Source organism: Bradyrhizobium sp. 62B (genome assembly GCF_030272265.2).
Taxonomy (GTDB): domain Bacteria; phylum Pseudomonadota; class Alphaproteobacteria; order Rhizobiales; family Xanthobacteraceae; genus Bradyrhizobium.
Map to the genome: position 1 here is coordinate 1,103,873 of NZ_CP092841.2, position 18,590 is coordinate 1,122,462.

11 protein-coding genes are annotated in these 18,590 nt (G+C 65.0%); 4 read left to right on the forward strand and 7 right to left on the reverse strand.

The genetic code is table 11. The features are described 5' to 3' along the window. Nucleotides 1-34: 34 nt before the first annotated feature. Nucleotides 35-946, forward strand: coding sequence for a LysR family transcriptional regulator (locus ML401_RS05230; RefSeq protein ID WP_194405981.1), 912 nt, complete (start codon nt 35-37; stop codon nt 944-946). A gap of 314 nt (nt 947-1,260) precedes the next feature. Continuing rightward, complete coding sequence (locus tag ML401_RS05235; protein ID WP_285810368.1) at nt 1,261-2,322, forward strand: DUF3616 domain-containing protein; 1,062 nt, start codon at nt 1,261-1,263, stop codon at nt 2,320-2,322. Between the two features lie 46 nt (nt 2,323-2,368). Here the strand turns inward: ML401_RS05235 and ML401_RS05240 are convergent, their stop codons facing one another. Further along, nucleotides 2,369-5,818: an indolepyruvate ferredoxin oxidoreductase family protein gene (locus tag ML401_RS05240; RefSeq protein WP_285810370.1), complete on the reverse strand. Its 3,450-nt coding sequence runs from the start codon at nt 5,816-5,818 to the stop codon at nt 2,369-2,371. Between the two features lie 154 nt (nt 5,819-5,972). Between ML401_RS05240 and ML401_RS05245 the strand changes: the two genes are divergently transcribed. Continuing rightward, nucleotides 5,973-6,428: an Lrp/AsnC family transcriptional regulator gene (locus ML401_RS05245; RefSeq protein WP_212067928.1), complete on the forward strand. Its 456-nt coding sequence runs from the start codon at nt 5,973-5,975 to the stop codon at nt 6,426-6,428. A gap of 112 nt (nt 6,429-6,540) precedes the next feature. Here the strand turns inward: ML401_RS05245 and ML401_RS05250 are convergent, their stop codons facing one another. From ML401_RS05250 to ML401_RS05260, 3 genes are read right to left on the reverse strand one after another with little or no spacing between them, the layout of a single operon-like run. Then, on the reverse strand, nt 6,541-7,326 hold the full coding sequence (locus ML401_RS05250; protein ID WP_285810373.1) for a fumarylacetoacetate hydrolase family protein: 786 nt from the start codon (nt 7,324-7,326) through the stop codon (nt 6,541-6,543). Between the two features lie 15 nt (nt 7,327-7,341). Next, nucleotides 7,342-8,709: an LLM class flavin-dependent oxidoreductase gene (locus ML401_RS05255; RefSeq protein ID WP_212067930.1), complete on the reverse strand. Its 1,368-nt coding sequence runs from the start codon at nt 8,707-8,709 to the stop codon at nt 7,342-7,344. A gap of 19 nt (nt 8,710-8,728) precedes the next feature. After that, nucleotides 8,729-9,781 carry an Ldh family oxidoreductase gene (locus ML401_RS05260; protein WP_285810375.1) on the reverse strand — a complete coding sequence of 351 codons (1,053 nt, stop codon included), beginning with the start codon at nt 9,779-9,781 and terminating at the stop codon, nt 8,729-8,731. A gap of 296 nt (nt 9,782-10,077) precedes the next feature. Here ML401_RS05260 and ML401_RS05265 point away from each other — a divergent pair, with 296 nt between their 5' ends. After that, nucleotides 10,078-14,193, forward strand: coding sequence for a GAF domain-containing protein (locus ML401_RS05265; RefSeq protein WP_285810376.1), 4,116 nt, complete (start codon nt 10,078-10,080; stop codon nt 14,191-14,193). A gap of 22 nt (nt 14,194-14,215) precedes the next feature. On the opposite strand, the gene galE is transcribed toward ML401_RS05265, so the two are convergent. From galE to ML401_RS05280, 3 genes are read right to left on the reverse strand one after another with little or no spacing between them, the layout of a single operon-like run. Further along, a complete protein-coding gene (gene galE / locus ML401_RS05270; RefSeq protein ID WP_211418565.1) occupies nt 14,216-15,208 on the reverse strand; it encodes a UDP-glucose 4-epimerase GalE in 993 nt (330 codons plus the stop codon). 21 nt (nt 15,209-15,229) lie between these two features. After that, the gene (locus tag ML401_RS05275) at nt 15,230-16,033 is read right to left on the reverse strand and encodes a WecB/TagA/CpsF family glycosyltransferase (protein ID WP_194405990.1); all 804 of its coding nucleotides are present in this window, start codon (nt 16,031-16,033) and stop codon (nt 15,230-15,232) included. Continuing rightward, the gene (locus ML401_RS05280) at nt 16,026-18,398 is read right to left on the reverse strand and encodes an exopolysaccharide transport family protein (protein WP_285810380.1); all 2,373 of its coding nucleotides are present in this window, start codon (nt 18,396-18,398) and stop codon (nt 16,026-16,028) included. Before ML401_RS05280 ends, ML401_RS05275 begins: the two co-directional genes overlap by 8 nt. Nucleotides 18,399-18,590: the final 192 nt, after the last annotated feature.

Here is an 18,590-nt window from a genome sequence, read left to right on the forward strand (position 1 = left end):
AAGCATTATCCAGCAGGAACGGATAATCGGAGCCATGGATCGCTTCACCGGCCTTACTGCGTTCGTCCAAGTGGTTGAAAACGGCGGCTTTTCCGCCGCCGCTCGCCGGCTCAACATGTCGACGACCATGGTGAGCAACCACGTGCAGGCGCTGGAGGACCGGCTCGGCGTGCGCCTGCTCAACCGCACCACGCGGAAGGTGAGCCTCACCGAGATCGGGAAGGCCTATTACGACCGCTCGACCCAGATCCTGGCCGATCTCGAGCAGGCCGACGATATCGCGAGCGAATTGCAGTCGGTGCCCCGCGGCACGTTGCGCGTCCACGTCGCCACGCACATGGTGCCGTTCGTCGCGCCTGTCGTGGCGAAGCTCCTGTCGGCCTATCCGGAGCTCAAGATCGATCTGCGCATGGGCGAAGCCGAGATCGACCTCATCGAGGAAGGCTATGATGTCGCCTTGCGCATGACCTCGCCGCCCGATTCCAGCCTGATCGTCCGCAGCCTCGCGACCTGGCGCCATGTGCTGTGCTGCTCGCACGATTATCTCGAACGGCACGGTCGCGTGCAGAAGCTCGATGAGCTCAGCGCGCACAATTGCGGCCGTCATCTGAACTACCCGTTCGGCGACGATTGGCGCTTCCTTGATCGCAAGGGCACGCCGGCATCGGTGCGCGTCTCCGGCAGCTTCATCACCAACAGCGGCGAAGCGTTGCGGAAGGTGGCGCTGGAAGGCGCTGCGGTCTGCCTGATGGCCGGGTTTCTCGTTCGGGACGATCTCGAAGCCGGTCACCTCGTTCGGCTCTTGCCCGAATATCGGCCGGTCGAGATGTCGATGAACGCGGTCTATCCGCACCGCCATCATCTGTCGGCGAAGGTCAGGACCTTCATCGACATGCTCGTGCAGCACAGTGCCGAGCAACAGAAGCTGATCAATCCGTATTCCTGAGGCCGCTCACCGGCGACGCCTTGTCGCTGGGAAGTGAGTTGACATCGCCAAGGCATCTGGAAAAATACAACTTAAGATATGAGTGATCTATTTTGGCCGAGTTGGCTCGGCCCGATCCTGTTTCTTCGATGTGATGTTTTGCACATGCCGGCTTTCCGGCTCTGCTTCTCAAGCTCTGCTTTGCTCGGCGCATCGGCAGGCGGCAAGCCGATCGGCGTTCGATTGCGTGAGCTTCGCAGGGGTCGGCGGCATCATATTGCGGTGAAGCCGGACCTGGCCACATCTGAACCGGCAAACGCTGATCGGAGGCTTCAATGACCCTCGCCAGGACGGGATGGATTGCGACTTTGCTGCTCGGGCTCGTGGCGACGGGCGGTATGCAGCCTGCTCTTGCTGCGGCCGACGATGCGTGGCCGGTCACGAAGAGACTGCTCGGCGAGGACGGCGGCAAGTCCAAGGATGTCAGTGGCATCGCCTGCACAACCACGGAAGGGTTTCCCCGGTCATGCCTCGTCATCGACGACAATCTCCAGGACGCCCAGTTCATCGAATTGACCGACGGCGAGCTTGTGGCCCGCAGCCCGGTCAAATTGATCGACAACACGTTCGATGGCAAAGCACTCGAACTCGACGGCGAGGGCGTCGCCTTCTCCAAAGGGGAATATGAGTACTTTTACGTCATCGGCTCGCATGGGCATCCGCGGGACAAGAAGCACAAGCTCGATCCCAAGGCAGATGCCGCGAAGATTCAGGCGAAGATCGCCGCAAACAGCCAGATCGTCCGGTTTCGCACGACGGGAGCAGACGGCAATGTGTCGAGCCTCGAGCGTACGCCGCGGCTACGAGACGTGATCGCAAGCGATCCGGCTCTCCGCCCGTTCATGGACATGCGGCTGGAGGCCAACGGGCTCACGATCGAAGGCGTGGCGATCAAGGACGACCGGACCCTGCTGGCCGGGTTTCGGGGCCCCGTGCTGAACGGCAAATGCGCCGTCGTTCTGTCGGTCGAGCTGACTTCGTTGTTTGGCAAAGGAAATAGCACGGACCATCGCCTGTACCGGCTGCCGCTCGGCGACGGTCGTGGCGTGCGCGATCTCGCATCATTCGGGGACCGCATTCTTGTCTTGGCGGGTCCCGTTGCCGACGGACCCGGAGCCTATTCCGTTTATGCGTGGGACGGCACGTCGGAGTCCGTCGAGCTGCTCAAGGACTTGCCGTTCGATCCGGAGCGAAAGCCGGAGGGGCTTCTGCCGCTGGACAAGACGTCATCCGGATTGCGTGTCCTGATCATGTTCGACGGCGACAAGGAAGGCGCGCCCACCCCGATCGAAATATCGGGATCGGGCCCGCGATCTTCATCCTGTCCAGCCAGCTGAAGCCGCGCCCCTTGGTATTAGAGGTAGAGATCTCACCGGCGCCGCGTCAAGCAGTAGCACGCATCCTCGCCGGTGATGGCGTGTGGAGTTTGCCAAACAGCCGCTCGACCTCCGTCTTCGTCGTCCCGATCGCGCTGTCCTTGACCGGGCCATAACCGCGGATCTCCATCGGCGCCTTTGCAATGGCGACGAGATCCGGAAGACATGCCGCATCGAGCTCGGCGAGCATCCGTTTGATCAGATTTTCATACCACGCGATCAGCTCGCGCTCGGTACGCCGCTCCGCAGTATAACCGAACGGATCGAACGGCGTTCCGCGCAGCCCCTTCAAGCGCGCGAGCATGGCCAGCGGCATCTGGATCCACTGGCCGAACGCACGTTTGCGCGGACGTCCACGTGCGTCGCGCTTCGAGGGGAGGAATGGCGGGGCGAGGTGATATTGCACGCTGAAGCCGTCCTCAAATTCACGCTTGAGCTCGTCGAGGAAGCCGCTTTGCATGTGCAGCCGTGCCACCTCGTATTCGTCCTTGTAGGCCATCAGCTTGAACAGCGCGCGGGCGACGGCCTCGGTCAGGGCTTCGCTGTTCAGGGCAGCCTCGGCGCTGCGAACGCCGGCGATGGTCGTTCGGTAGCGTTCCGCATAGGCGCTGTCCTGATAGGCGGCGAGAAAGTCGGCGCGGCGCTCGATGATCTGGTCGAGCGTCTCGACCTCAGGCTGTTCGCTCGCCTTTGGCAGGAAGTCGGGATCGGAAGCGGCAATGCGGCCCCAGGCAAAGGCCTGCTTGTTGCGCTCGACCGCGACGCCGTTGAGCTCGATCGCGCGCAGCAGCGCCTGCAATGAAATCGGGACCAGGCCGCGCTGCCAGGCAAAGCCGAGCATGATGATATTGGCATAGACGGCATCGCCGAGCAGCCGTTCGGCCAGCGCGTTGGCATTGATCGTGCTGAGATTGTGCTCGCCGATGACCCGGCCAATCGCACGCAGGCGGGCGGCGGAGGCGAGATCTGCGTCGCGGAAGCGGACCACGTCGCCGGTCGGCATCTCCGCGGTGTTGACCGCGGCGCGCGTTCCTCGGCGATAGGTGCCCGATGCCTTTGGCGAAGAGCTGACGACGAGATCGCAGCCGATCAGCGCATCGGCCGCGCCCTGGTCGATGCGCACCTGGTGCAGGGCCTCGGGACTTGGTGCGAGGCGAATATAGCTCAGCACGGGCCCGAACTTCTGCGCAAAGCCGGTGAAGTCCAGCACCGAGACGCCACGGCGTTCGAGATGTGCGGCCATGCCGATCAGTGCGCCGACCGTGATCACGCCGGTACCGCCGACCCCGGTCACGAGCAGGTCGTAGGGACGGTCGAGCGTTGCGGTCGCGGGCAGGGGAAGCGTGGCCGCACGGCCGACCGCGTCGATCTGGCTCGCGGCCTTCTTCCGGCGCGTCGCGCCTTCGACAGTCACAAAACTTGGGCAGAAGCCGTTGAGGCAGGAAAAATCCTTGTTGCAGGACGACAGGTTGATCTGCCGCTTCCGGCCGAACGGCGTCTCCTTCGGCTCGACGCTGAGGCAGTTGGATTCCACCGAGCAGTCGCCGCAGCCCTCGCAGACGAGATCATTGATAAAGGCGAAGCGCTTGGGGTCGGCCATCGCGCCACGCTTGCGTCGGCGCCGCTTCTCGGTGGCGCAGGTCTGTTGATAGATCAGCACCGACACGCCGGGAATATCGCGCAGCTCGCGCTGCACGGCATCCATTTCCTCGCGCGGATGGATGGTGACGCCGGCTGGCAGGTCGGCGAGCGCAAACTGTGCGGGATCGTCCGACACCAGCGCGATGCGCGTCACGCCTTCGGCGCGAACGCTGTGCGCGATCGCATGCACGCTGACGGGACCGTCGACCGGCTGGCCGCCGGTCATCGCGACGGCATCGTTGAACAGGATCTTGTAGGTGATGTTGGCCTTGGCCGCGATTGCCTGCCGGATCGCCATCGAGCCGGAATGGTAGTAGGTGCCTTCGCCGAGGTTCTGGAAGATGTGCTTGCGGCCGGTGAACCGCGACGACGCCGCCCAGTTCACGCCTTCACCGCCCATCTGGATTAGCGACGAGGTCTCGCGGTCCATCCAGCTCGCCATGAAATGGCAGCCGATGCCGGCCAGCGCCTTCGATCCCTCGGGCACCTTCGTCGATGTGTTGTGCGGGCAGCCCGAGCAGAAATACGGCGTGCGCGTCGCGCCGGGGACGTTGATGGTGCGTGCCGCCTCCGGCATCAGCGCGGCGGCGCGTGCGGCAAGATTGAGACCGGGAAACATCGGGTCGAGCCGGCGCGCCAGGACGCCCGCCAGTGCGCGCGGCGACAATTCCCCGATCCAGGAGATCAGCCTAGCCCCGGTTTCGTCATGCTTGCCGACCATGCGCTCGGGCTTGCTGCCGGGGTAGTCGTAAAAATATTCCTTGAACTGGCTCTCGATGATGCCGCGCTTCTCCTCGACCACCAAAATCTCGCGCTTGCCTTTCACGAAGGCCATGGCGTCATGCAGCGCCAGCGGCCAGACCATGCCGACCTTGTAGATGTCGATACCGATGCTGCGGCAGGCGGCTTCATCGAGGCCCATCAGGCGCAGCGCTTCCATCAGGTCGAGATGCGCCTTGCCCGTGGTGACGATGCCGTAGGTCGCATCCTTGATGTCGTAGATGTGACGGTCGATCGGATTGGCCTTGGCGAAGGCGTAGACTGCGTGCTTCTTCGCCTCCAGCCGCTCCTCGATCTGCGGACCCGGCAGATCGGGCCAGCGGTAGTGCAGTCCATCAGGCGGCGGCGTGAAGTCAGGCGTGCGGAAGGCGCGCGGCGGGCGCAGCGCGACGGAGGCGCCTGATTCCACGATTTCCGAGATCGCCTTGAAGCCGACCCACATGCCGGAGAAGCGGCTCAGCGCGTAGCCATATTCACCAAACTCCAGATACTCGCTGACGCTGGCCGGATGCAGCGTCGGCATGAACCAGCTCATGAAGGCGACGTCGGATTGGTGCGGCATCGAGGAGGAAACGCAGCCATGGTCGTCGCCGGCAACGACCAGCACGCCGCCATGCGGCGAGGAGCCGTAGGCATTGCCGTGTTTCAGTGCATCGCCGGAACGATCGACGCCGGGGCCCTTGCCGTACCAGAGTCCGAACACGCCATCGACCTCGCGGTCGCCCTGCGTCTCCACCTGCTGCGAGCCGAGCACTGCGGTCGCCGCGAGATCCTCGTTCACGGCGGGCAGGAATTCGATGCGGTCCCGCTTGAGACGCTCCTGGATCCGCCACAGCTCGAGATCGACGCCGCCGAGCGGGGAGCCGCGATAGCCGGAGATGAAGCCGGCGGTGTTGAGCCCCGCGGCACGGTCGCGCCTGATCTGGTCGAGCGCGATGCGGACGATGCCCTGCGTGCCCGTGAGGAAGACGCGGCCCTCTTCGCGGTCGTAGCGGTCGGAAAGCTCATAGGTGTCGAGTGACGGAATGGCGTCCATGGCAGACCTCGCGCGGCACCCTGCCGGAATGGTGGAAGGGTATGCCCGGAGCGCTGGTAGTTCTTACCTATTTTCTCGAACGGGAGCCGATTTCTGGTAGAATTTCTCGTAACGTGGTGAAATCTGGTAGATTTAACTGAATTGGGAGAGCTCCATGATTGAAGACCAGGACACCCGGATTCTCGCTCATCTTCAGAAGGATGGTCGTGCCACCAACCAGCAACTGGCGGATGAGGTCGGCATGTCGACCTCGGCCTGCTGGCGCCGGGTCCGCGCGCTGGAGGAGGCCGGCGTCATCCAGGGCTATGCGGCGCTGGTCGCGCGCGAGCAGGCCGGCTTTGCGATGTCGGCCATCCTCCACGTCTCGCTGGAGCGGCATGACGCGAAGTTCGTCGACGAATTCGTCGCGCGGGTGACGAAGCGGCGCGAGGTGCTGGAGTGCTTCGCGACCACGGGCGACGCCGACTATCATCTGCGCGTCGTCGTGCAGGACATGGCGGCCTATAACCGCTTCCTCGACGAATTCATGTTTCGCATCCCCGGCATCCGCTATGTCCGCAGCAATGTGGTGCTGAAGGAGATCAAGTCGAGCGTGGCGCTGCCGTTTTGAAGGAGGTCTCGCAGGGTGGGCAAAGGCGCCCTTGCGCCGCGACCACGATCTCTTGACGCGTCGAAGAAAGGCGTGGGCAAGCTTCGCATTGCCTACCCTACGGCACCGTTGCTTACCGCTCCTCCCGCACAAATCGATTCCGCAACGTCCCGACGCCCGTGATGTCGATCTCCACGACATCGCCGTGCTTGATGTCCGGCGAGGCGCCGTCGGTGCCCATCCAGATCACATCGCCCGGCCACAAGGTAAAATACTTGGTCAGCTCGACCAGGAACGGCACCACGCCGAAGATCATGTCGCCGGTCACGAAGCGGTTGGTCTCCTTGCCGTTGACCCGAACCACCGTTTCCATCTTCGCGAGATCCGCCTCGGTCTCGATCCACGGGCCCATCGGCTTGAACGTGTCGGCGTTCTTCGAGCGCCACAGGCTGCGGTCGGCCTTCTGCCAGCTTCGCTCGCTGACGTCGTTGCCGATGGTGTAGCCGAACACGCAATCCATCGCGTTTTCTTCGGTGAGATGCTTCACCTTCTTGCCGATGACGACGACGAGCTCGCCTTCATAGTGGATCTTCTCCGTCGCAAAGGACGGGATCACCACGTCCTCGTCATGCGCGATCAGCGCATTCTGGGCGCGATAGCCGATCTCGGGGCGGTCTGGCACAGCCGGTACGGTGCCGGCCTTGTCGGCGGCCTCCTTCAGGTGCTTCAGATAGTTCAAGCCGACGCAATAGAAGGTGCGGGGGATCAGCGGCAGCTCGATCTTCACATCCGACAGCGCATGCGTGCGCGACGAGCGCTGCCATTCACCAAAGGGCTCGCCCTCGACCGCGACGACCTTGTCGCCCTCGATGATCCCCCACGAGGTCTTGCCCGCAGCCGTGAATTTCAACCAGCGCATGCTGTGTCCTCGTCGTTATTCTGCGGCATCGCGCGGCTGCACCTTCCAGGCGCCGGCCGCCGGCCGCTTCAGTCCGAGATTCTCCCGCAGCGTCTTGCCGCGATAATCCTTCTGGAACAGGCCGCGGCGCTGCAGCTCGGGCACGATATGCTGGACGAAATCGGCGTAGGAGCCAGGGACGTAGGTTGCCGCGATGACAAAGCCGTCGCAGCCGCGCTCGACGAACATTTCCTCGAATTTGTCCGCGATCTCCTTGGGGCCGCCGACCATCGCGTCCTGGACCTGGCCGCGGCCGGAGAAGGTGACGAAGTCGCGCGCGCTCGGATTGCTTTTGCCCGAAGCTTTCAGCACGCCGTCGCGGATGCCCAGAATGCCCTGCATGCTCTTCAGCTCGTCCGTCGTCAGCGGCTCGTCGAGATCCTTGGAGGCGAAATCATAGTTGAGGGCTTCGGCGAGCAACGACAGCGCATCGATCTGCAGCGGCAGCTTGTTGATCAGCGCCATCTTGTCCTCGGCCTCCGCCTTGGTCGCGGCGCAGACCGGCGTCGTCAGATTGCAAAGGAACATCTGGTCGGGGTCGCGGCCGGCCTTGGCGGCCTCGTTGCGCACGGCGGCATAGCCGTCCTTGGCGGCCTGAAGATTGCGCGCAGCAGTGAAGATGACTTCACCCCATCGCCCCGCAAAGCGCTGGCCACGGCCGGATGCGCCGGCCTGGATGATCACGGGGTGGCCTTGGCTCGAGCGCGGCACGGTGAACGGCCCGCGCGACTTGAAGGCCGGTCCCTTGTGGTCGAGCCGCTTCACCTTGGTCGGATCGGCAAAGCGGCCGGTCTTCTTGTCCATGATGAGCGCGCCGTCCTCCCAGGTGTCCCAATGACCGAGCACGACCTCCATGAACTCGTCGGCCTTGTCGTAGCGGGAATCATGTTCGGGATGGGAGTCGCGCCCCATGTTGAGGGCTTCGCCGTCGTTGAGCGAGGTCACGACGTTCCAGCCCGCGCGCCCGCCGGACATCAGGTCGAGCGTCGCGAACCGGCGCGCGACGTCGAACGGTTCGTAATAGGTGGTCGAGCAGGTCGCGCCCAAGCCGAGCTTCTCGGTGACCATGCCCATCGTGGTCAGCACGATCAGCGGATCCATCTTCACGCAGCGGATGCCGTATTCGACGGTGTGGGCGTGGTCGTTGCCATAGCGGTCCGGCATCGCCAGGCGATCGTCGAAGAAGGCCATGTGGAACTTGCCGGCTTCGAGAATTCTGGCGATCGCCTGATAATAGTCCGCCGACATGGAATCGTCGCGCGAGTCCGGATGCCGCCAGGAGCTCGGCAAATTGGTGCAGTTCTGCGCCTGGAGGAAGCCGACCAGGACCATCTGTCGATTCATGCTGCTGTTCTCCATTCCGTCAGGCCAGATCGAGCACAGTGTCGAGCCGGTAGTCCCGCGCCAGCGCTCGCAGCTTCTCCCAGGTGGCATCCTCGATCTCGATGCCGTCGCGCAGGCGCTGCTGCTCGCGCAGGCCCTCGATCTCGCCGGGATAGTAGACGCCCGTGCTGCCCTCGGACGGCGGCGTCGATTTCAGATAATGCGCGAACTCGGTGACCTCGCGCTTGAACTCCGCCAGTTGCCGGAACGCGGCGACGTTGAACACCGCCATGAAGCATCCGTCATTGTGCCGCCCCGTCGGCTCGACGCCGAAGCCGAGACCGGTCAGCAAGCCGCACAGCACCTCGACCATGGCGGCGAGGCCGCTGCCCTTGTAGCCTTCGGTGCCGCCGAGCGGCAGCAGTGCGCCGCCCTTGCGGTATTGCGTGGGATCGGTGGTGTGCCGTCCCTCGGCGTCGATGATCCATCCGTTTGGAATGTCCTCGCCGCGCGCGACCGCAAGCTGGATCTTGCCGGCCGCGACCGCCGAGGTCGCCATGTCCAGATAGAACGGCGCATCGAGATCGGACGGCACCGCGATCGAGATCGGGTTGGTGCCGAGCCGCGCCTCCTTGCCCCCGAACGGCGCCACGTGCTTCGGCGAGCGGCCGGAATCCGCCGTCGCGATCCCGATCATGCCTGCGCGCATCGCCATCAGGGGATAGGCGGCAAGGCGGCCGACATGGCTCTGCCGGAACACGGTGCACGCCGCGACGTTCGCCGTCTTGGCCTTCTCGATCGTCAGCGCCATCGCCTTGGCGTTGACGTGGAAGCCAAAACCCCAATGACCGTCGATCACGGTCGTGGTCGGCGATTCCTGGACGATGGTCCATTCGGCGCCGGGAACGATGTGGCCGGCCTTGATGCGGTCGATATAGGTGGGAATAGCGATGACGCCGTGGGAATCGTGGCCGGCGAGATTGGCGTTGACGCAACCGCTTGCGACGGCGTCCGCCTCTTCCTCGGAGGCTCCGGCGGCGCGGAGCAGGGCGGCGCTGACGCGCGTGAGGCGATCGGCCTTGACGATCGGCATGGCGTTCCCCGAGGTTCGTGCCCTTGGCGGGCGCTGGTTGTTAAGGCCATCGTCTCAAAGCGCGGCGGCGATATCAATCTCCCGTAAACCAATACAGGGCTGCAGATTCGTAAAGAGAACGCGCCTTTGGTCGAAGACCCGTCCCGCGCGGCGGTATTTTCGGCAGTTTGGCGCATCCCGTTCGCAGCTCGTTCACTTTGATTGACGGTTTGCGGCGCGCAATAACGACCACTTAGGCGATGGCCGTTCATAAAGTCACCCGGGAGAAACTGGCAGAATGCCCGGGAGCTGAGATCGTGCCGACGACACTCGCGCGCACCTTTGCGGCGTTGAGCGCCATCAACGAAGCGATTCTCTATGCGAAATCGCCGGACGAGCTGTACCAGAAGGTCTGCGACGCCGGGTTTTCGAGCGGGGACTTTTTGGCCGTGGCCGTGTTCCTGGCCGAACCGGACGGCCGTCTGTTGCAATTCGCCGCCGGCTGCGGCGACGACATCCCGCGCCTTCGCTCGATCGTCATCACGACGGAAGCCGGTACACCCGAGGGATCTGGGGTCGGTGGCGAGGCGTTTCGCGACCAGAAGCTGTGCGTCAGCAATGATTATCTGAACGATCCGCGCTCGCTGGCGTGGCGCGAGGGCGCGGCTTCGGCCGGCATCGGCGCGGCTGCCGCGCTGCCGCTGCTCTGCAACGGCAAGAGCGTCGGCGTGCTCTACGTGACCCGCCGCGAAGCCGGCTCGCTGAACGAGCAGATGGTGTCGCTGTTCGAGCGCATGTCGGCGAACATTTCCTATGCGCTGGATAATTTCGCGCGCGCGACCGCGCAGAAGACCACCGAGCGGGCTGCGCGGCGGCTCAATCGCATGTTCGGCGCGCTTAGCGCCACCAACGAAGCCATCCTGCGCGCCAAGACCGAGCAGGAGCTGTACCAGCTCGTATGCGACGCTTCCGTCCACGGCGGCAAGTCGCTGGCGACCATCGTGCTGCTCCGCGAGCCGGATTCCCACTGGATGAAGCCGGTCGCCGCCACTGGACAGAACCTGGAGCTCGTCACCCAGGCACGCTATTCAGTCGACCCGGATAATCCTTTTGGCAGAGGCATCTCAGGCGAGGTGTTCCGGACGCAGAAGGCCATCGTCGAGGACGACCTCGCCAGCCGCACCAGAGGCCCGCCCTGGGAGCAGGCTAACGTCAATACCGGCGTCGCCGCCTGCGTGGTCGCGCCCCTGGTCAAGCGCGGCGAAAGTGTCGGCGTGCTGTTGTTCTTCATCAGCCGCTCCTGGGCCAAGGACGAGGAGATCGTCGCGCTGCTGCTGCGCATGGCCGAGAACGTCTCGTTCGCCATCGAGAATTTCGGCCGGGAGTCCGAAAAGGCCCGCATCTCGGCGGAGGAGGAACGCCTGGCGCGCATGTATGCCGCGCTCAGCGCGACCAATGAAGCGATCATCCGGGCGACATCGCGGGCCGAGCTGTTCGATCTCGTCTGCGAAGCCTCGGTGCAAGGCGGCAAGTTCGGTTCGGCTACGATCGCGCTCGCTGAGCCTGCCTCCGAGCTGCTGCGCGTCGTCGCCTCCGCGGGACCGAATTCCGATGAGGTGCGCAGCCTGAAATTTGCGACGACGGACAAGGTGCCGGAAGGACGAGGCCTGACCGGCACGTGTTTCCGCACCGGAAAGCCGTGCCTGACCAACGACCTGCTGGCCGACGACCGCCTCAAGCCGTGGTACGACAGCGCGCGCCGCACCGGCGTCAAGTCCTCCGCGGCGCTGCCGTTGCTCAACGGTGATCATACCGAGGGCGTATTCCTGTTCAATTCCCTGGAGATCGGCACGTTCACGCCCGAGCTGGTCGAACTGCTGGAACGTCTTGCGCGCAACGTGTCATTCGCGATCGCAAATCTCGACCGCGCCGAGGAAAAAGCGAAGGCCGACAAGCAGCGAAACCGGCTGAGCGGCATGTTTGCGGCGTTGAGCGCCACCAACGAAGCCATCATGCGTGCCGAGACCCGCGAGGAGCTGTTCGACGTCGCATGCCAGGCAGCCGTGCTGGGCGACATGTTCGCCTCGGCGACGATTGGAATCATCGACGAGGCATCCGAACTGGTCCGGGTCGTCGCCGTGAAGGGGCGGCTCCAGGAGCGGATGGTCGGGCGCACCTGCGCGATCTCCGCAGATCACCCCGAGGGCCAGGGAATCATCGGAATCTCGCTGCGGACGTGCCGGCCGAGCGTCATCAACGACTATATGCACGACCCGCGCTCGGTACATTGGCGTTCCAAGGCCGTCGAGGACGGCACTCGTGCCGCTGCCAGCTTCCCGCTGCTGCGCGACGGCCGCAAGCCGATCGGCATCCTGCTCTTCCTCGCGCCGGAGGAGGACACATTCACGCCCGATCTGGTCGAGCTGCTGGCCCGTCTTGCAGAAAACGTCTCGTTCGCACTCGACAATTTCGAGCGTGCCGAGGAGAAGGCCCGCACCGAGGCGCAGAAGGAGCGCCTGAGGCGCATGTTCGCGGCGCTGAGCGCGACCAACGAGGCGATCATGCGGGCGAAGTCGCGCGCCGAGCTGTTCGATCTCGTGTGTCTTGCGGCCTCGAACGGTGCCAAGTTCACCTCGACCACCATCGCGCTGGCAAGGGCCGACAGCGATCAGCTGGAAATCGTGGCGAGCGCCGGCCCCTCCGCCGACACCACGCGCAACGTCCGCCTCTCCATCGACCCCGAGCGGCCCGAAGGACGCGGGATGAGCGGCACGGCGTTCCGTACGCGCCAGCCCTGCATCAGCAACGACTATCTCAACGACCAGCGCGTGAGCGCCTTCCACGCCGTCGTGCGCGGCGACGGCGCGCGCTCCGGCGCGGCATTTCCGCTCATCGTGCACGACCAGGCCGTCGGCGTCATGATCTACATGTCGACCGAGCCGGCGACTTTCACGATCGAGTTCGTCGAGCTGCTGCAGCGCCTCGCCGACAACGTCGCCTTCGCGGTGGAGAATTTCGATCGCGCCGACGCCAAGAACCAGGCGGACGAGCGGATCGAGTATCTCGCCTCGCATGACAGCCTGACCGACCTTCCGAATCGCGAGACTTTCAACGCGCTGCTGCGCCAGGCGATCGCCACGGCGGAGCGGCACGATCACCGCTTTGCCGTGCTGTTCATCGATCTCGACCGCTTCAAGGTCATCAACGATTCGCTGGGGCACGAGGCTGGCGATCTGCTCCTGCTCGAAGTAGCCAACCGCCTGCGCGGCGCGCTGCGGGCAAGCGACGTGGTGGCGCGGCTCGGCGGCGACGAATTCGTGGTGATCCTCGACCAGTGCGGCGAGATCGACGACGTTCAGCACATCGCGACCGAGCTCCTGGCCGCGCTCGCCCAGCCCATGGAACTGGCCGGGCACGAGTGCCACACCACGGCTTCGATCGGCATCGCGATGTATCCGGCCAACGGCTCCGACGCGCAGACGCTGACCAAGAACGCCGACATGGCGATGTATCTCGCCAAGGAAGACGGCAAGAACGGCTATCGCTTCTTCTCCAAGGAAGTGAAGACGCAGTCGATCGAGCGGCTGTCGCTGGAGAGCGCGCTGCGCCGGGCGCTGGAGCGCGGGCAGTTCTCGCTGAACTACCAGCCCAAGGTGGAGATGGAGACCGGCCAGATCACCGGTGTCGAAGCGCTGCTGCGCTGGAGCCATCCCGAGCTCGGCAACGTCTCGCCGGCGCAGTTCATTCCGCTTGCGGAGGAAACCGGGCTGATCGTGCCGATCGGCCGCTGGGTGCTCAACGAGGCCTGCGCGCAGGCCATGGCCTGGCAGCGCCGCGGCCTGCTGCCGTTGTCGATGGCGGTCAATTTGTCGCCGCGGCAGTTCGCCGACGAGCATCTGCTGCAGGACGTCGACGAGGCGCTGGCGGCCAGCGGCATGTCGCCGGTGCTGCTGCAGCTCGAAGTCACCGAGAGCATGATGATGCGCAATGTCGGCCGCGCGCTCAAGGTGCTCGACGCCATCCAGAGCCGAGGCATTCGCCTCGCCATCGACGATTTCGGCACCGGCTATTCGTCGATGTCGCTGATGAAGCACTTCCCGATCGACACCATCAAGATCGACCGTTCCTTCGTGCGGGACCTGCCGCAGGATTCGGAAGACCAGGCGATCGCACAGGCGATCATCAGCATGGGCAAGGCGCTCGGCATGACCGTCGTCGCCGAAGGCGTCGAGAACGCCGAGCAGGAGGCCTTCCTGCGCACCCATGGCTGCGACGAGATGCAGGGCTTCCTGATCTCGAAACCGGTACCGGCGCGCGAGATGGCCGAGCTGCTGCGGCCGATGGTGCTGCCGGTCGCCCCGCCGCTCCAGCCGGAGCCGGACGCCGTCGCCACGGAAGCCGTGGCGTCACGGCTGAAGCGCGCCGTCGTCTGACGGCTGCGGCTGCGTTGATTGCCTAACGCGGCCTGAACGGATGTGCCGTCTGGTGCCAGGCCCAGGCGGTTCGGATCACCGTAGCCAGGTCGGAATGGCGCGGCACGAAGTTCAGCACCTTTCGCGCGGCAGACGGATCTGCGACCAGATAGGTGGGATCGCCGGCGCGGCGCGGCTTGACGGTGTGCGGCACCTCGCGTCCGGTCTCCTGCCTGATGGCGTTGAGGATCTCGCGCACGGAGAAGCCGGCTCCGGTGCCGAGATTGAAGCTGCCGCCGGCATGTCCGCCTTCCAGAAGCTTCAGGGCCGCGACATGCGCCGCCGCAAGGTCGGTGACGTGAATGTAGTCGCGGATCGCGGTTCCGTCGGGCGTGTCGTAGTCGTCGCCGAACACTGCGAAGTCGACATGGCCCTGCAGCGCCATCATGGCGCGGGGGATGAGATGGGTTTCATTGTCGCGCAGCTCGCCGATGCCGCCGGCGGGATCGGCACCGCTGGCGTTGAAATAACGCAGGCAGAACGCGCCGAAGCCATAGGCAGAGCGGTAGTCGGCGAGCATCCGCTCGATCATCCACTTCGATGCGCCGTAGGGGTTGATCGGTGCGCAGGGAAAGTCTTCCGGCAGTTCCTTCGAATCGGCATTGCCGTAGACGGCGCCGGTTGAGGAGAACACGATGCGCTGGCAGCCTGCGTTGCGCATCGCCTGCAACAGCGACAGCGTTCCCTGCACATTGTTGACATAGTATTTCTGCGGATCGGTCATGGATTCGCCGACCAGGCTCGCCGCCGCGAAATGCATCACCGCCGTGATCTCGTGGTCGGCGAAGGCGCGTGCCAGCGCCGCGCCGTCGAGCAGATCGCCCGTGACCAGGGGGCCGGCAACGAAGCTGCGATGGCCTGTCGAGAGATTGTCATAAACGATGGGCTGATAGCCGGCGGCGGTCAATGCGCGGCAGGCATGCGAGCCAATGTAGCCCGCGCCCCCGGTGACGAGGACGGTCGGTCGGTCTGTCATGTCGTGTCTTCTGCTCTTCTCTTAGCGGAGGGGTCGTTTGCGGCTGAAGAGAAGATAGAGCGCGCGGGGGTTGGTGGTCAAATAGCGCCAGAACAGGCGCCGCGGCTCGAGCAAGGTGCGCCAGACCCATTCGAGTCCGATCTTCTGCATCCATTGCGGCGCGCGGGAACGGCTTCCTGACAGGAAGTTGAACAGCCCGCCCGATGTCTTGATAACGCCAACATTGGTGAGGTGCGGCGTGAATTCCTTCACGAATGCCTGCTCGTTGGGCACGCCCAACGCGACCCACAGATAATCAGGCGCAAGTGCGTTGATCTCATCGACCTTTGCGCGCAGCGCCTCGCCTCGCAGATAGCCGTGGCTGTACCCGACGATCCTGAGATTGGGATACATCTTCTGGACGTTCTCGACGGCCGCGGCGTTCTCCGCCTCGCTGGCGCCCAACATGTAGAAGGTGCGGCCGGCCGCTTCCGCCTTGCGCGCGACGACGTGGAACAGGTCCGTGGTGGCCACGCGCTCGGGCAGCGGAAACCAGGATTGCAGCTTCGAGGCGGCGACCAGCGGCTGACCGTCCGCATTGATCAGATCGGCGGCGCGGAACAGATGCTCGGTCTGCGGCTCGGTCGAGCAGCGCGCCAGCACCTCGCCATTGGCCGAGGTCAGGAACAGCGGACGGCCGATACGGTGATTGGGATCGGTCGCCTCGATCATGAAATCGGCGGTGGCTTCCAGGTCGAGCGCGGCCATGCGAAGCCCGCCGACGGTGATCCGCGGCACGTCGGCAGTCGCTGCCCGTCCATCGAGGTTGACGCGGCGCTCAAGCATATTGTCTGCCTCGCTGGCGCGTTTCGACTGAAGGGGTGAGCTCGTCGAGCACGACGCCGACGAGCTTGCGCTCGGCGCGGCCCAGCGCGCTCAGGACCTCTTCGAGGCTGTCGTTGATGTCGTGGCTGGTCGGCAGCACCGCCACCAGCGCGTCGGTGTCGTCGAGCAGCTTGCGGTCGCCGGCAACAAGCGGCATCGCGGGGCCGTCGAGGATCACGAGGTCGTAGCCGCCTGCGGCGCGCGCCTGCGCGATCGCCTTGCGGATCGCCTCGGCGGCCTTGCCGGCATCGTCCTCGCCGGCCGGCAGCACCGAAATGCCGTTGACCGTCTTGATCTCGCGTGCGGCCTTGCTGCCGATCGAGAGCCAGCCGAGCCTGCTCGGCTCGTTCTTGCCGGGGCGGCTGACCTTGTTCGAGAGCGCGTGGGTCTGATGGTCGGCGTCGATCATCAGCACGCGGGCTCCATCGCGCGCAGCCGCGAGTGCGAAGTTCAGCGCGCTCACGCTGCGTCCGGTGGTCTCGCCGGTGCCGACGAGCGCAATGACGGGCATCGCCTTGCCGCCGGCGCGGCGGGCCACGGCCGCGCGCATGTCGCGCCAGGCATTGAGCAGCTTCGTCAGGGGAAAGCCGGGCCGCAATGTCGGCCAGCCGAGCCGGGTGAGATCGACGCCGCCGCCGGTGGTGAGAATGGCGCCGAGCGTGTGAATGACGTCGGCCTCCTGCAGGCGCGCGATCAGCGGCTTTTCGATCAAGGGGCTTTCGACCATCGCGGGTTGCAGCGGTGGTGCGGCAAGTTCGGGCGGGAGCTGCGGGACTTCGGGGGCTCGCAACGCCGGCTCGGGCCGCGATGCTTCCAGCTCTCGTGCAACCTCGGGAACGCGGGTCTTCTCCGGCATCGGCTTGCGGTCGCGGCGGGCCGGCGCGGGCGCTGGCGCGGTTGCGCCGGCGAACAGCAACTCGGCCGCGACGAACCAGCTCGACGCCGCGAGCGCGCCGAAGATGAAGCCGATCATGGCGAACAGGCTCATCGCGGGCGGGAACGAGCGCCGCTGCGGCACTGTCGCCTCGCCGATGATTCGGGCCGCCGAGGTGTTCAGGCTCTCCTGCTCCTCGGTCTCGCGGGAGCGCTTGAGGAAGGACTGGTAGACGTCGCGGCTGGCATCGGCTTCGCGCTCGAGCTCGCGCAGGCGCACGGCGGCCTGACTGAGCTGGACGCTCTGCCGCTTCTGCGCCTCCAGCGCCCGGTTGAGCGAGGCTTCGAAGTCGCGGGCGCGCGTCAGATCGTTCTTGGCGGACTGGGCGAAGCGGTCGATCTCTTCGCTGATGGTACGCTTGAGGTCCTCGACCTGCTTCTCGGTCTGGCGCAGCGCCGGATGGCGTGGCCCGAGCTCACCAGCCTGCTCCGCGTATTTCTTGCGCGCATCGGCATATTGTGCGCGCAAATTCGCGATCGTCGGCGATTGCAGCGCTTCCGGAATCGCCCCGGCATCGGCGGCGGTGCGGCGGCTCGCCTCGATCTGGTCGAGCCGTGCCTGGGCATCCATCGTCGCCGCGCGGGCAGCGGACAGCCGCTGGTTGCTGGCGGAGAGCTGCTGGTCGCTGATCAGCGCATCCTGGGTGCCGACGAAATTGTTCTGGGCCTTGTAGGTGGCGAGCGCGGTCTCGGCGTTGCGCAGCCGCTCGCGCAGCTCCTTGAGGCGGCCGGAGAGATCGTTGGTGGCGCGCCGGGCGGCCGACGCCTGCGAATTGCGGGATTCCGTGAGGTAGGCGTTGGTCAGCGTGTTGGCGAGCATCGCCGCCTTCGCCGGATCCGTCGACCACACCTCGATGTCGACGATGAAGCTCTTCTCAGTCTTGCGGATCGTGATGTGACGGTTCAGCGCCTCGAGCGCCGCGAGCTGCACTTCGCTGTTGACCGCGGCGGAGGGCGGGGGAGACTGAAGGCCGATCAGGCCGAGCAGCGACGACATCAGGCTCTTGCCGTCGCCGCCGCCGAATTCCGGATCCTTGTCGAGACCAGCCTGTTGGATCACCTTGAGCAGGACGCTGTTGGCGGTGATCAGGCGCGCCTGGCTCTCCACCACCATGGACATGCCGGAGACGTCCTGCGCGCGCGGCGTGAGTTCACGGTCGACGAGCTGAAGCTCGCGCGGATCGACATAAAGCTGGGCGGTGGCGGTGTAGCGGGGCGTCAGGCTCTTGCCGATGGTGACGGCAAGCGTTGCGCCGAGCAGGGCAGCCGCGGCAATCGCGACCTTGCGCCGCCAGAGCAGATTGGCGAGCTCCAGCACGTTGAAGCCGGCCTGGGACTTCTGTTGCGGGGACTCGGGTCTCGCCCGATCTATCGGCTGGTTATAGTCAAGCATGATCCCCAGCTTCCATTCCAACTGCCGCAGGCTGAGGGGTTACTCTTCGCTCTACGCCATGCACCCGGGATATAGGTGCCCAATCAACGCAACTGGGAAAATTAACCATACTCATTGAGGGACTATTCACCGAAATGGCAAACAAAGCGTTTAAGCGCCTGCCACTCCGCGATGCGTCCTCGTGACGCCGGG